This window comes from Vibrio sonorensis, from assembly GCF_001854765.1.
GTDB lineage: Bacteria > Pseudomonadota > Gammaproteobacteria > Enterobacterales > Vibrionaceae > Vibrio > Vibrio sonorensis.
In genome coordinates, this window is the sequence record NZ_LJJE01000109.1 from 1 (window position 1) to 12,701 (window position 12,701).

Annotated in this window: 10 protein-coding genes and 1 pseudogene; 2 read left to right on the forward strand and 9 right to left on the reverse strand. The window is 44.2% G+C overall.

Features of this window, described 5'->3' with window-relative positions:
* Window positions 1–161: 161 nt before the first annotated feature.
* On the reverse strand, window positions 162–1,646 hold the full coding sequence (gene ilvC / locus BLO31_RS19700; RefSeq protein ID WP_070970853.1) for a ketol-acid reductoisomerase: 1,485 nt from the start codon (window positions 1,644–1,646) through the stop codon (window positions 162–164).
* 137 nt (window positions 1,647–1,783) lie between these two features.
* On the opposite strand from ilvC, the gene ilvY reads away from it, so the two are divergent.
* Window positions 1,784–2,674 carry an HTH-type transcriptional activator IlvY gene (gene ilvY / locus BLO31_RS19705; protein WP_070970858.1) on the forward strand — a complete coding sequence of 297 codons (891 nt, stop codon included), beginning with the start codon at window positions 1,784–1,786 and terminating at the stop codon, window positions 2,672–2,674.
* A 45-nt stretch (window positions 2,675–2,719) separates the two neighbouring features.
* On the opposite strand, the gene hemN is transcribed toward ilvY, so the two are convergent.
* The 5 genes from hemN to BLO31_RS19730 all read right to left on the reverse strand — a co-directional run bounded on the left by hemN (window position 2,720) and on the right by BLO31_RS19730 (window position 7,275).
* Window positions 2,720–4,108: an oxygen-independent coproporphyrinogen III oxidase gene (gene hemN, locus BLO31_RS19710; protein WP_070970957.1), complete on the reverse strand. Its 1,389-nt coding sequence runs from the start codon at window positions 4,106–4,108 to the stop codon at window positions 2,720–2,722.
* A gap of 205 nt (window positions 4,109–4,313) precedes the next feature.
* Window positions 4,314–4,802, reverse strand: coding sequence for a DUF2489 domain-containing protein (locus BLO31_RS19715; protein ID WP_070970861.1), 489 nt, complete (start codon window positions 4,800–4,802; stop codon window positions 4,314–4,316).
* An 8-nt stretch (window positions 4,803–4,810) separates the two neighbouring features.
* Entirely contained in the window at window positions 4,811–5,365 is a 555-nt protein-coding gene (gene yihI / locus BLO31_RS19720) for a Der GTPase-activating protein YihI (RefSeq protein WP_070970864.1), read from the reverse strand.
* On the reverse strand, window positions 5,365–6,003 hold the full coding sequence (locus tag BLO31_RS19725) for a class I SAM-dependent methyltransferase (RefSeq protein WP_070970868.1): 639 nt from the start codon (window positions 6,001–6,003) through the stop codon (window positions 5,365–5,367). The genes yihI and BLO31_RS19725 overlap by 1 nt, the downstream gene beginning before the upstream one ends.
* 654 nt (window positions 6,004–6,657) lie before the next feature.
* A complete protein-coding gene (locus tag BLO31_RS19730) occupies window positions 6,658–7,275 on the reverse strand; it encodes a c-type cytochrome (protein WP_070970871.1) in 618 nt (205 codons plus the stop codon).
* A 157-nt stretch (window positions 7,276–7,432) separates the two neighbouring features.
* Here BLO31_RS19730 and yihA point away from each other — a divergent pair, with 157 nt between their 5' ends.
* Window positions 7,433–8,083, forward strand: coding sequence for a ribosome biogenesis GTP-binding protein YihA/YsxC (gene yihA, locus BLO31_RS19735; protein WP_070970874.1), 651 nt, complete (start codon window positions 7,433–7,435; stop codon window positions 8,081–8,083).
* 494 nt (window positions 8,084–8,577) lie between these two features.
* On the opposite strand, the gene spfP is transcribed toward yihA, so the two are convergent.
* The 3 genes and pseudogenes from spfP to BLO31_RS19745 form a co-directional block, all read right to left on the reverse strand.
* The gene (spfP, locus tag BLO31_RS25310) at window positions 8,578–8,625 is read right to left on the reverse strand and encodes a small protein SpfP (protein ID WP_438356636.1); all 48 of its coding nucleotides are present in this window, start codon (window positions 8,623–8,625) and stop codon (window positions 8,578–8,580) included.
* A 190-nt stretch (window positions 8,626–8,815) separates the two neighbouring features.
* Window positions 8,816–11,600 (reverse strand): annotated as a pseudogene (polA, locus tag BLO31_RS19740) (DNA polymerase I).
* Between the two features lie 642 nt (window positions 11,601–12,242).
* On the reverse strand, window positions 12,243–12,674 hold the full coding sequence (locus tag BLO31_RS19745; RefSeq protein ID WP_070970877.1) for a GNAT family N-acetyltransferase: 432 nt from the start codon (window positions 12,672–12,674) through the stop codon (window positions 12,243–12,245).
* Window positions 12,675–12,701 lie beyond the last annotated feature (27 nt).

Sequence of the window (12,701 nt, forward strand, 5' to 3'; positions counted from 1 at the left end):
AGTATTAATAAAAAAGGCAGAAACCTAGGTTTCTGCCTTTTTGCTTATTGTGTGTTTGCTTTATTTTTTTGACCTCATCTTGTCGTGAGGTTCAGTATCACCCCAACTTCCGTTGGGATGGGTGCCTGTCGTACAGGCACACTGCTTTTTCTATAACTTGCTTAGCCGCCTACCGCGATGTGCTTCATGTCCGTCATGTAGCCACGAAGCTCTTCACCGATGTACTCAACTGGGTGATTGCGAATTGCTTCGTTTACTTCGATAAGTGTTTGGTTATCAACCTTGTTAGAGGTTTCACCAAGGCCTTTACCAATCACATCAGTCGATACTGAAGGCATAAACTTCTCACGTAGCAATGGCGTCGCTACGTTCGCGAATAGGTAGTTACCGTATTCTGCTGTGTCTGAAATAACCACGTTCATTTCGTATAGACGCTTACGAGCGATGGTGTTTGCAATCAGCGGTAACTCGTGCAAAGACTCGTAGTAAGCTGATTCATCAATGATGCCAGAAGCTGTCATTGCTTCGAACGCTAGCTCAACACCGGCACGAACCATAGCAACCATTAGGATACCGTTGTCAAAGTATTCTTGCTCGTCGATCTCTACGTTAGTTTCTGGGTAGTTCTCAAAAGCAGTTTCACCTGTCTCTTCACGCCAACCTAGAAGATTTTTGTCGTTGTTTGCCCAGTCAGCCATCATGGTGCTAGAGAACTCGCCTTGGATAATGTCATCCATGTGCTTGTTGTATAGCGGACGCATGAGATCTTTTAGCTCTTCAGAAAGCTCGAAAGCACGAATTTTAGCTGGGTTTGATAGGCGGTCCATCATATGTGTGATACCACCAAACTTAAGTGCTTCAGTTACGGTTTCCCAACCGTATTGAAGTAGCTTACCTGCGTAACCTGGGTCGATGCCGTCGGCAACCATCTTTTCGTAACAAACGATAGAACCCGCTTGAAGCATGCCACATAGGATGGTTTGTTCACCCATAAGGTCAGATTTTACCTCTGCAACGAAAGAGGACTCTAGACAGCCAGCACGGTGACCACCAGTTGCAGCAGCCCAAGCTTTAGCGATGTCCCAACCTTCGCCTTTAGGGTCGTTTTCTGGGTGAACCGCAATTAGTGTTGGTACACCAAAACCACGTTTGTACTCTTCGCGTACTTCCGTACCTGGACATTTAGGCGCCACCATAACAACAGTGATGTCTTTACGGATTTGCATACCTTCTTCAACCACGTTGAAGCCATGAGAGTAACCTAGCGCAGCACCTTGTTTCATTAGCGGCATTACCGTTTCTACAACGTTAGTGTGCTGTTTGTCTGGAGTGAGGTTAACCACAAGATCTGCTTGTGGGATAAGCGTTTCATAGCTACCTACTTCAAAACCGTTTTCTTTTGCGTTTTTGAACGATTGACGCTGCTCGTCAATCGCTGCCTGACGCAGAGCATACGCAACGTCTAGACCTGAATCACGCATGTTTAGACCTTGGTTAAGGCCTTGAGCACCACAACCGACGATCACTACTTTTTTACCTTTCAGGAAGTCTGCTTCTGTTGCAAACTCTTCACGGTCCATAAAACGACAACGACCTAGTTGGTCTAGTTGCTCGCGCAAATTCAAAGTATTGAAATAGTTAGACATTGGGCACTCCTTAATATTCTTCCGTATCGGTCAGCTCTTTCGCTGAATAGTTTCATACTAAAGCAGACATCAGGTTGCTTAAAGTGATATATTCACAATTAGTAATTGCAATTTATGCAACATTAAGTGACCTATTGATGAATATTAAAAGTCTGCAGATGTTTATTCATTTGTGTGATAGTAAAAACTTCAGTAAAACCGCCTCTGCCATGCACGTAAGTCCATCGGCACTCAGCCGACAGATACAAAAGCTGGAACAAGACGTTGGACAGAGCCTTTTCGCTCGTGACAATCGCAGTGTCGATCTAACACCTGCCGGAAAAAAACTTTTGCCCGTCGCCATAGGTATTGTCAGCGAATGGCAGCAATATCAAGCACAACTCACTGGACAGGAAAAAGAACTGCAAGGGGAAATTCGCCTGTATTGTTCCGTGACTGCAAGCTACAGCCACTTGCCTGAACTACTGTCTGACTTCAGGATTCAGCATCCTCTAATTGAATTTAAACTGTCGACAGGTGACCCCGCTCAGGCCATTGATAAGGTGATGAGCGATGAAGTGGATATCGCTATCTCTGCGATGCCCGACCAACTGCCCGCGCGAATAGAGTTTGAAACCATTAGTGACATCCCACTTTCAGTTATTGCCCCTGTGGGTATAAGTAGTTTCGCCCAAGAGCTGCAACTAGAAAAACCAGACTGGTCTAAAATCCCTTTTATTGTCCCAGAGGCCGGAACGGCAAGAGATCGCGCCAATACTTGGTTTAAATCGATGAAAATCAAACCCAATATCTATGCTCAGGTATCTGGTCACGAAGCGATTGTCAGTATGGTGGCCCTGGGGTGTGGAGTGGGTATTGCTCCAGATGTGGTGATAAACAATAGCCCAGTGCGAGAAAAGATTCAGCGTTTAGACGTCGACCCGATTAAGCCTTTCAAACTAGGGGTTTGCTGTAAACGCGCCCAGTTAAACAACCCTCTTGTCAAAGCGCTTTGGCAAGTTGCAGAAGGAACTTACCTCACTCTTTAGCAAAAAAAGTAGAGCCACTTTTTAAAAGTGGCTCTGTCTATTGGTTTAAATAACTCTTGAGAACTGTTGCTGACGAGCTCTCTCTCGCAAGTATTTGTCAAAACACATACAGATATTTCGAATCAGCAGTCGACCGCGCAAGGTCACTTTGATATGTGTGTCATCCACCTGCACCAGTTCGTCATTAATGAAGGTTTGCAGCAACTCTAAATCTTGTTTGAAATAGTCGTTGAAAACCACATTGAACTCTTTTTCTATGCGAGTCTTATCGAGTTTAAAGTTGCAAATCAGTTGCTTGATAACTTCTCTTCTCAGCAAGTCATCACTATCTAAGGAAACACCTTTCCACAACGCGTGATGATGCTCCCCTACTTGCGCGTAGTACTTCTTGAGCTCTTTTTGGTTTTGTGCGTAAGCGTCTCCAATCATAGAAATGGCGGAGACACCAAAACCGACTAAGTCACATTCACCTTGAGTGGTATAACCTTGGAAATTTCGGTGCAGCACTTCATTTCGCTGAGCAACAGCGAGTTCGTCTTCAGGTAAAGCGAAGTGATCCATACCGATAAACTGGTATCCCGCACCGGTCAACGTTGTAATGGTATCTTGCAAGATGGCCATCTTTTCGTCAGCTTGCGGCAAATCGTCATCTTTAATCTTTCGCTGCGCGGCAAATAGCTGTGGCATGTGGGCGTAGTTAAATATCGATAGTCTGCCCGGTTGCATTTCCAGCACTTGCTTTAACGTGTCTGAGAAAGAATCTTTGGTCTGTTTAGGCAAGCCGTAGATAAGATCTAGGTTAGTAGAGCGAAAACCTAGCTCTTTAGCCCGCTTAACCATATCGACAATAAACGCTTCGTCTTGCTCGCGATTCACCAGCTTTTGCACTTCTTTGTTAAAGTCTTGAACACCGATACTTAAGCGGTTAAAGCCTTCTGAGCGCAAGTGATCAAGCATGTCGAGCTCAATCTCGCGCGGATCGACCTCGATACTGATTTCTGCCGTTGGTTCAAAGTTAAATTCACCACGCAGAATCGCCATTAATCGAGAGATCTGATCATTCGACAAGAAAGTGGGAGTACCGCCACCAAAGTGCAGTTGAGTCACCCTTCTACCTTGCAACAGGCTGGCTCGCGTGCGGATCTCTAACTCTAACGCATCTAAGTAATGATCGGCCTTGTGAGCGTGCCTAGTGATCACCTTATTACAGCCACAGTAGTAACAGAGCTGATGACAAAACGGGATGTGAATGTAGAGAGATAGAGGGCGCTGAGGGTATTCGGTACAGGCCATATCGTAATCCGCTACAGTGAAAGCTTCGTGAAACTCGACTGCGGTTGGGTAAGAGGTATATCTTGGCCCCGAATAGTTATACTTTTCGAGAACCGCCTGATCCCATTCGATCTGTTGACTGGCGACGACTTGCTGCGACATGGTGCTCATTCCAATTTCGGTTAAGCCAATGATCTTTTCGTTATGATTATTTTTAATCGAAAAGTACAAAGACTCTGGTTACTTTCTCTTTAGAGCAAGTATTTTGCCACACGACGGCCTTAGCCGTCGGTAGCGAAAAGTTAAAATAGTTACAAATGTTCAGAACTGATAACTCGATCACTCACACTTAGTGAGTATAGGAAGGTTAAACCATCTGTATAGAGATTTGACTGTTGAGGGGTTCGACTTTCTGCCTAAGGGCTTTTAGCTCTTCAATAACGGCATCTTGCAGTCGTGACTCAGCCTTGTGGCGAGTTAGGTTTTGTTGCATGCGCTCTTTCTTCGCCAGTTCCTGACGTTCTTCACCACGCGCCATATCTTTCACGATATGATAAAGCTCAGATATCGCCGGATACTCTTTGTCGAAATCAACGCGGTCATCGCCTTGGACATAATCCATAATGCAATAAACGCGAATACTGATTTCTGAAAGGTCACACTGACCTTGGATCCCCGCTAAACACAGCACGCTTACGTTTTCATAGATATTCGCATTGCGTTTATCTATTGCTCGCTTTTGATTGGTGAGCAGTAACTCCTTTTGCTTCTTAAGCTTGAGCAGAAGGTAACCTGCATAACTCGCCAGAGCAACGATGATCACTACGCCTGCTATAGCCAATAAGGTTACATTCATATCAACACCTACCCTTTAAAGTCGTTCAGATCTAGGTTTTCAAACTGAGAAAGTAGCTCATCTTCACTCGCTGGTGCTTTTTTTGCTTTCTTTACAGGTTGAACTTCAATTTCTTCCTGCTCTTCTTCGACTTCCTCTTCGTAGATGCCCAGTTGCTTCATCAACACTTCAATGCGGTCAAGCTTCTCATCTACCGTGCGTTGTAGGCCTGCACCTAACTTCTCACCGTTTTCGATACGCTCTAACAGCACTAATAATTGAGCATCATTTTCCAGTATTTCTAGCTCTTTTTCAGCAGAAAGACGACGTTCTTGTTTGCTTGCCTTCTTTGGTGTTTCAACGACAAGCGGAATTTTCTTTTTGCTACCGATACGCGGGTCGCGTTTTTCACCCGCTGCTCTGAGTTTTTGCTCTTTCGCTTCAGAGTTTCTAGTGCCGGTTTTCAGACCTTTGCGCTTTTTATCTTTTTTACGCAACCTGCCTTCTACATCCGATTGAGTTCGGTTGCGTACTACGATTACGTCGGTATTACCGCCAGAGCGGCTTTTTTTACTACGACTCATTACCGGGTTTTCCTCAGTAAAATTACATCATTGCCAATAAATTCTAGTTCGAGCTGGTCCCGCTCTGCCAAATATCGAAACGTTTGTCGGCTAAAAAAGACCACATGCGTCTGGTCGTTTTTATAGTGCCAATTTGCAAACGCTTCCACGTCGATAACCATTTTGGTCATCAGGCCTATCCAGCCGTTTGGCTTAACCAAATTTAACCATTGCTGCCACACTTTGTTCGGCTCATATAAGTGCTCTATCACTTCAGTGGCAGTTAAAAAATCATACGTTGCGTCTAGTACCCGTTCATCTGGGTGATAGTAGATATCATACAACGACATGTGGTGCCCACGCTCTTCCAGCATCAGTGAAAGTGTCGGCCCCGGCCCGCAGCCAAAATCAAGCCCATTTGATTCAGGTTCAATGCGATCCACAACAGGATCCGCTATTCGAGAAAGAAATCTACGATACCCTTGGTCACTAGGATCATTTTCATGTAGATCATAGTGAGCTTTCTCTGACTTTGCATCCAGTCTTTGCTCCGCAGGAACAAAGACAAGTTCGCATTGTTGACATTGCAAATAGTCACGACGCTTATCAGAAAAATAGTCTTGTGTGTGCTCAGATGAGCATAGCGGGCACGTATGCATTTCGACTTCCTCTTACGGGGATGCGAAACATACCAGAAACTTGCCTTGGAGTGGAGTACTATTGTTTAAATGATAGCCAAATAGATGTTTATTACTCAATGTGCTTCGGATATTCGATGTTGGAGCTAAAATCTAGATAATAAAAAAGCGATGATCTCTCATCGCTCTCTAATTCCCCTTTAAGGGGCAAACTGTGTTGCACAATAAATTGCGCATCAATAATCCATTTGTTTTTTGCGCTTTCCCTGCAAAATGTGTCGTTTTTCATCGTCCTGATGAGTTCTTACTTTCCTTGCGACACCCATGTCATACTGCTCATCCTGAGCTGGGTCCCTTCCCCGCGTCTATACCTTTAGACCAAGCGACCATCCATGTCATGCTGCTTCGTGCCAACCCAGATAATGTATCCTGAAACCGACTTTGCTCAAGTGTGCTACAGCAAAATTTTAAGAAAAAATCATCAGAAAAGTCGCAAAGTTTTATCTATCAGCCAGTTACCTCATTCGACCCAATTTCACTATGGCAGATGTCTCACAAGACAACGAGCAACTTTACTCTACAGACCTAAAAATCCTATGTGATGCTGCACAAATAAAAACACCCCGGGAATACCGAGGTGTTTAAAGACATTGTTGCTCGAGCTATAGGGTTTGATTAATGCAAACCGCCAACGTATTTTGACAACACTTCGATGTCTTCGTCGGTCAGCTTCTTGGCGATATCGCGCATCATGGCGTTCATATCATTGCCACGTGAGCCGTCGCGAAACTTCTCTAGACTCGATTTAATGTATTCAGCTCGTTGGCCCGAAATTTTCGGGAACCCCGATAGTTCAGTGCCGTTACCACGAGGGCCGTGACACGCAATACAAGCCGTTAAACCACGTTCCATATCACCAGCGGTATAGAGAACTTTACCTTGCTCTACAACGTTTTCAGGTGTGGTATTGTGTGCAATTGGCAATGACGCATAATACGCCGCTAGATCAGCCATATCTTGCTCAGTGAGTGTAAGAACCATACCAGCCATTACAGGATCAACACGACCTTGCTTGTTACCTGTATCGACAGCCAGTTTGAAATCTCTTAACTGCTTTTCAATATACTTAGCGTGCTGACCCGCTAAAGATGGATAGTTAAGTAGTGCAGCATTGCCGTCTGCACCGTGGCAGGCCGCACATGTTACGGATTTTGCTTTACCAGCTTCGATGCTGCCTTGGGCCCACACAGAACAGCTGGCTAAAAGACTCAAGATTAGCGCTAATTTCTTCATGACATTCCATTATAATTATCAAGCTTCCAGTACCACTTTGTGGCTTCACTCATGGTACAATTGGTACAATAGGTGACCTTATGCCGAGCACGGTTATTTTACACAATTTAACGAAAAAGTAATCAATCGACTACACAAAGTCGAGATGGAGTTAACAGTGAGCGTAAAAATTAGTTATCAAAACACGCATTTCATCACCAGCGCACCCGACATTCGCCATTTACCGGAAGACGAAGGGATAGAAATCGCGTTCGCCGGCCGTTCTAATGCCGGAAAATCGAGCTCGCTGAACCGACTCACGAACCAAAAGAGTCTGGCAAAAACCAGTAAGACCCCTGGCCGAACTCAGCTTATTAACCTTTTTAAGGTAGCTGATGGATGCCATATCGTCGACTTGCCGGGATACGGCTTTGCCCAAGTTCCTTTAGAGATGAAGAAAAAATGGCAAAAGTCGCTGGGTGAGTATCTTCAAAAGCGTCAATGTTTGAAAGGATTGGTGGTACTTATGGATATCCGCCACCCCATGAAAGATCTCGACCAACAGCTTATCTACTGGGCTGTCGACAGCGGTATCCCCGTTCAGGTGTTACTGACAAAAGCAGATAAGCTGAAAAGCGGCGCACGCAAAGCTCAAGTATTAAAAATTAAGGAAGAAGCCCTTGCGTTTGGCGGCGACGTCAAAGTCGATGCTTTCTCTTCTTTAAAAGGACTTGGGGTTGATGCTCTGCGCAACAAACTGGACTCGTGGTTTGCCCCTGCTTTTGAGCAACAGGACGAGGAAACACTAGGCGGAAACGAGCAAGTTTAAGCGCCCAAACATTCAATTAGCTCGACTCTGGTCGGGCTTTTTTATGCCTGTTAATGGCCAAACAACGGGTATAAAAACCCCGCCATCAAGACGGGGCAACGGGAGAGAAATCATAGTTAGTAGTTATTATGCAATAAGCATTATTGACTCTCCGAAACTTTGCAACCTCTTGAAATATCACAAGTTATTCAAACCCCACCTAACCAAAAAGAAACTAACTCTTAAAAATCAAACACTTAACCCAAATAACAACGAAGTACGTAGACTCTTAAACAGGGTTTATTTATGGGATGAAATAACAAAAATGTGACTGGAGATTATTTACAAAGTTAACTTTAGTTACAAAATCAACTTAAATGATTGTTTTGATTATCTTTGCAGAAAAAAGTTGAGAAATCGAAGAGTCAATCATCACATAACCACATGTTAAGTTTAGAAGTTTTCTTTCGCACAATAAAAAACGCCCCAGTCAAAAGCTGACTGGGGCGGCTGAATCAGCCTAATCCAATAACGTGAAACAAAAGGTCTGAAAGATAGAACATCTTACCTCTGTACCCTACGTCGTTTAATGTACAACAATTGGTCAGAAATGGAAACCATTTTTGTAGTTTTTTTTCATTAAACTTTTATTTAACTACAACAGGCCCTACAAATTCCTATCTTTTTTATCGATAAAAAGCCAGTGTTTGTGCACTGGCTCATGATTTTAGCTCATTATTGAATAAAAACTGTCTAGTGTGCCTGATCCCAGTTGTCACCATGGCCCGCATCGGCCACGAGAGGTACATCTAGGTCTGCTGCAGATTCCATCAATTCTTGTACTTTACTTTCAATTTCGGCCAAACAAGACTCTTGTACTTCGAACACTAATTCATCGTGTACTTGCATCAGCAGTTTAACTCGACCATCTCCTTCCGCTTCTATCCAATTCGCCACCAGCAGCATGGCTTTTTTGATGATATCAGCTGCTGTTCCCTGCATCGGCGCATTGATGGCTGCACGTTCGGCCGCTTTTCTGCGCATGCCATTTCTCGACTTGATTTCAGGCAAGTGTAAGCGTCGACCGAAAATGGTCTCTACGTATCCTTGGTCAGACGCTGCGCTACGCGTGTCTTCCATGTACTGCATGACACCAGGGTAACGCTCGAAATACTTGTCCATATATTGCTGCGCTTCCGCTCTTGGAATGCCTAACTGCTTGGCAAGACCAAATGCACTCATTCCGTAGATCAAACCAAAGTTCACGCTTTAGCGCGGCGACGTTGTTCGCTGGTTACCTGATCAATGTCGACACCAATGATTTCCGCTGCCGTTGCCGCGTGAATGTCTTTTCCTTGTTGGAAAGCTTCTAAAAGCGCTTTATCGCCAGAGAGGTGAGCCATAATTCTTAGTTCAATTTGCGAGTAATCCACCGCCATAATTTTATAACCAGATGGCGCGACAAATGCCTGTCGAATACGGCGACCTTCTTCATTTCGGATTGGGATGTTTTGCAAGTTTGGATCCGTTGACGACAAACGCCCAGTTGCCGTAACAGCCTGATGATACGAAGTATGTACTCGACCAGTGTGAGGGTTAATCATCTTAGGCAGTTTATCTGTATACGTGGATTTCAGCTTGGCTAAACCGCGATATTCCAAAATCAGTTTCGGCAATGGGTAATCAAGGGCCAGTTCTTGCAACACTTCTTCATTGGTAGAAGGTGTTCCTGAAGGGGTTTTCTTAATAACCGGCAAGCCCATCTTTTCAAACAGCAACGCTTGTAGCTGCTTGGGTGAATTCATATTGAATTCTTGTTCGGCAATTTCAAACGCTTTTTTCTCAAGCTCATCGAGTCTCACTGCTATTTCTTGAGACTGCGCTGATAGCTTCATATCGTCGATCAAAACACCCGTGCGCTCGATTCGCGATAGCACGGGAACCAGTGGCATCTCTATATCTTTATAGATGCTTAATAGCTTTTCATCTTGTTCAATATTGCTGAAAAGTCTCTCGTGCAGACGCAAAGTCACGTCGGCATCCTCAGCAGCGTAAGGTGATGCTTCACCTAATTCGATTTGGTTAAAAGTTAACTGTTTTTTACCCTTGCCAGCAATTTGTTCAAAAGAGATACAGCTGTGCTGCAGGAAGCGAAGGGCCAAACTATCCATATCGTGTTTGCCACCTACACTGTTAAACACGTAGGACGCTAACATGGTATCGTGTTCTATACCCTGCATTTCGATATCATATCGCGCTAGAACACTGGCGTCATACTTAAGGTTCTGGCCTACCTTCGCTTTATTTGGGTTCTCTAGCCAAGGTTTCAGTTGGTCTAATACCCAATCGCGCGATAGCTGCTGTGGTGCGTCTAGGTAATCATGAGCAACAGGTACATAAGCAGCTATGCCAGCATCTACCGCAAATGAAATACCAACTAAATTTGCCTGCATATAGTCCAAGCTGTCAGTTTCGGTGTCGAATGCGACAACGCTAGCGGCTTCGATTTTTTCTAACCACTTGGCAAATGACGTTTCATCAAGAATCGTTTCATATTGGCTGCGATCGATATTAACCGCCGAGGTTTCTAACGCTGTTGCTGAGCTTGAAGATTCTCCTGTTGCGCGTTGACCATCAGCCTCAACCACTCCTGTCGCACCATCGAGAAGTTCATTTAGCCACGATTTGAACACGAGTTCGCCGTACAGTTTAATGAGCGCATCTTTATCTGGGGTGGCTTTAACTAATGACTCTGGTGTTTCTTCCAGTTCTACATCCAGCTTAATGGTCGCTAACTCGTAAGAGAGGTAAGCGTTATCGCGGTTTTCCTCTAGCTTTTTCGCCATGGTTTTTGATCCGCGGAACCCTAGTGGCGCTATCTCATCAAGCTTTTCATAAAGCTGCTCAATCCGCCTATGCCTTGTAAAAGTGCCGTCGCCGTTTTATCACCAACTCCCGGAACACCAGGAATGTTGTCCACCTTATCACCCATCAATGCTAGGTAATCGATGATTAGCTCTGGAGGAATACCAAACTTCTCAATCACTCCTTCGCGATCCATAACAACGTTGGTCATGGTGTTGATCAAAGTGACATTTTCATCCACCAACTGCGCCATGTCTTTATCACCAGTACTGATCAATACCGGCATTCCCGCCTTTGATGCCTGATGAGCTAAAGTACCTATTACGTCGTCTGCCTCTACTCCTGGAATTGAGATCAAAGGAAGTCCCATCGCCTTAATAACCTGATGCAATGGTTCGATCTGACAGCGCAAATCGTCGGGCATTGGGGGGCGGTTAGCTTTGTACTCTGGGTACATGTCGTCGCGAAAAGTTTTGCCCTTGGCATCAAAAACCACCGCGATTCGCTCGCTCGCAAATTGACGCATCATGCTGCGCAGCATATTGACGACACCGTATACCGCATTGGTAGGAATCGTGCCGTTGCTCATTGTACCTGGGTAGGCATGGAATGCGCGGTAAAGATAAGAAGAGCCATCGATCAGAATCAATGGATTATCTGGGATCTGAGCCATAGTTATTGTGTATCCAAGCTAGAGGAAAAATTATCTGCCTAGAATGCCACGACTGAGTTAGTCGATCCATGCCTGTGATTTGCTCGTTTTCACACAATAGCGGGGTTTTGCTCTACTGCCACCCTTACAGCTGTGGATAACTCTGTTTATATTTTTATACACCCAATCAAAAAAAGTGTTAAGAGATACCATTATCAATACATAAGATATTGTTTATAAAGAAGTATATTAATGATCGTTTAGGTTTACCACGATCTTTTAGCGATCGTGCATTGTGGAAAAGGCTATTGGTGCCCTTTTGCGCACTGTTCTTTTTACCGGTAAATTTCAGGCAGAAAAAAAGCGACATCTAATGATGTCGCCTAGCATAAAAGGGGTCAAAGCACATTCAGGTGAATATAGATGCTTTGCCATAAAGCTATAAATTACACTGGAAGCAATGTGAGCAATGTCGTGTCAAAAAGAACTCGTGCAAGTTCGTGTTGTTCGGCTTTATTACTTCACATCACTAAGTAATGCTTGGTAACTCAACGTCCCTGTGAACTTTCCTTCATTCCCTAAGACGAGGTTAATAATAATTATTCTCATTTAGTTCGTCAACACCTAAATGAGAAAAAATCTCATTTAATTTTTTTTGACCACTTAAACTTGCTTAATGAAATGCAATCTAGATTCTAGCAAAGGGATTTTTTCTTCAAATTTTTCAATGACATAGCCATTCCTAAACAGTAATCGCACCATGGCCGGAAACTGATTGCGAGACTTAACTCTAATCGCTTGATAGCCCTGTTCTGAGATCCACTTCTCTTGCGCATCCAATAATTTTTGTGCGATCCCGTGTTGTCTCCCTTTGGGAACTACGCCTCCAAACCAACTGTAAAACGTTTTTTCATCCAGTTGATAACCAATTTTAAATCCTAGAATTTTTCCATTGTCTTCGGCGACCAGAACAAGGTTTTTCTTTCCTTCAACTCTTTTGGATAAACTTGCTACCGTCTCTTTGTTGATAAACTCCGCAATCTGATCGACGGCGATCACTGCTTCATCTAAAGTACCTTTGCGAATGGTTAACACCCGAACCTCCCAAAAAATAAAGGCCAG

Coding starts and splice junctions, on each gene's coding strand:
- ilvC (WP_070970853.1), bottom strand. CDS start 1,646: ATGTCTAACTATTTCAATACTTTGAATTTGCGCGAGCAACTAGACCAA.
- ilvY (WP_070970858.1), top strand. CDS start 1,784: ATGAATATTAAAAGTCTGCAGATGTTTATTCATTTGTGTGATAGTAAA.
- hemN (WP_070970957.1), bottom strand. CDS start 4,108: ATGTCGCAGCAAGTCGTCGCCAGTCAACAGATCGAATGGGATCAGGCG.
- BLO31_RS19715 (WP_070970861.1), bottom strand. CDS start 4,802: ATGAATGTAACCTTATTGGCTATAGCAGGCGTAGTGATCATCGTTGCT.
- yihI (WP_070970864.1), bottom strand. CDS start 5,365: ATGAGTCGTAGTAAAAAAAGCCGCTCTGGCGGTAATACCGACGTAATC.
- BLO31_RS19725 (WP_070970868.1), bottom strand. CDS start 6,003: ATGCATACGTGCCCGCTATGCTCATCTGAGCACACACAAGACTATTTT.
- BLO31_RS19730 (WP_070970871.1), bottom strand. CDS start 7,275: ATGAAGAAATTAGCGCTAATCTTGAGTCTTTTAGCCAGCTGTTCTGTG.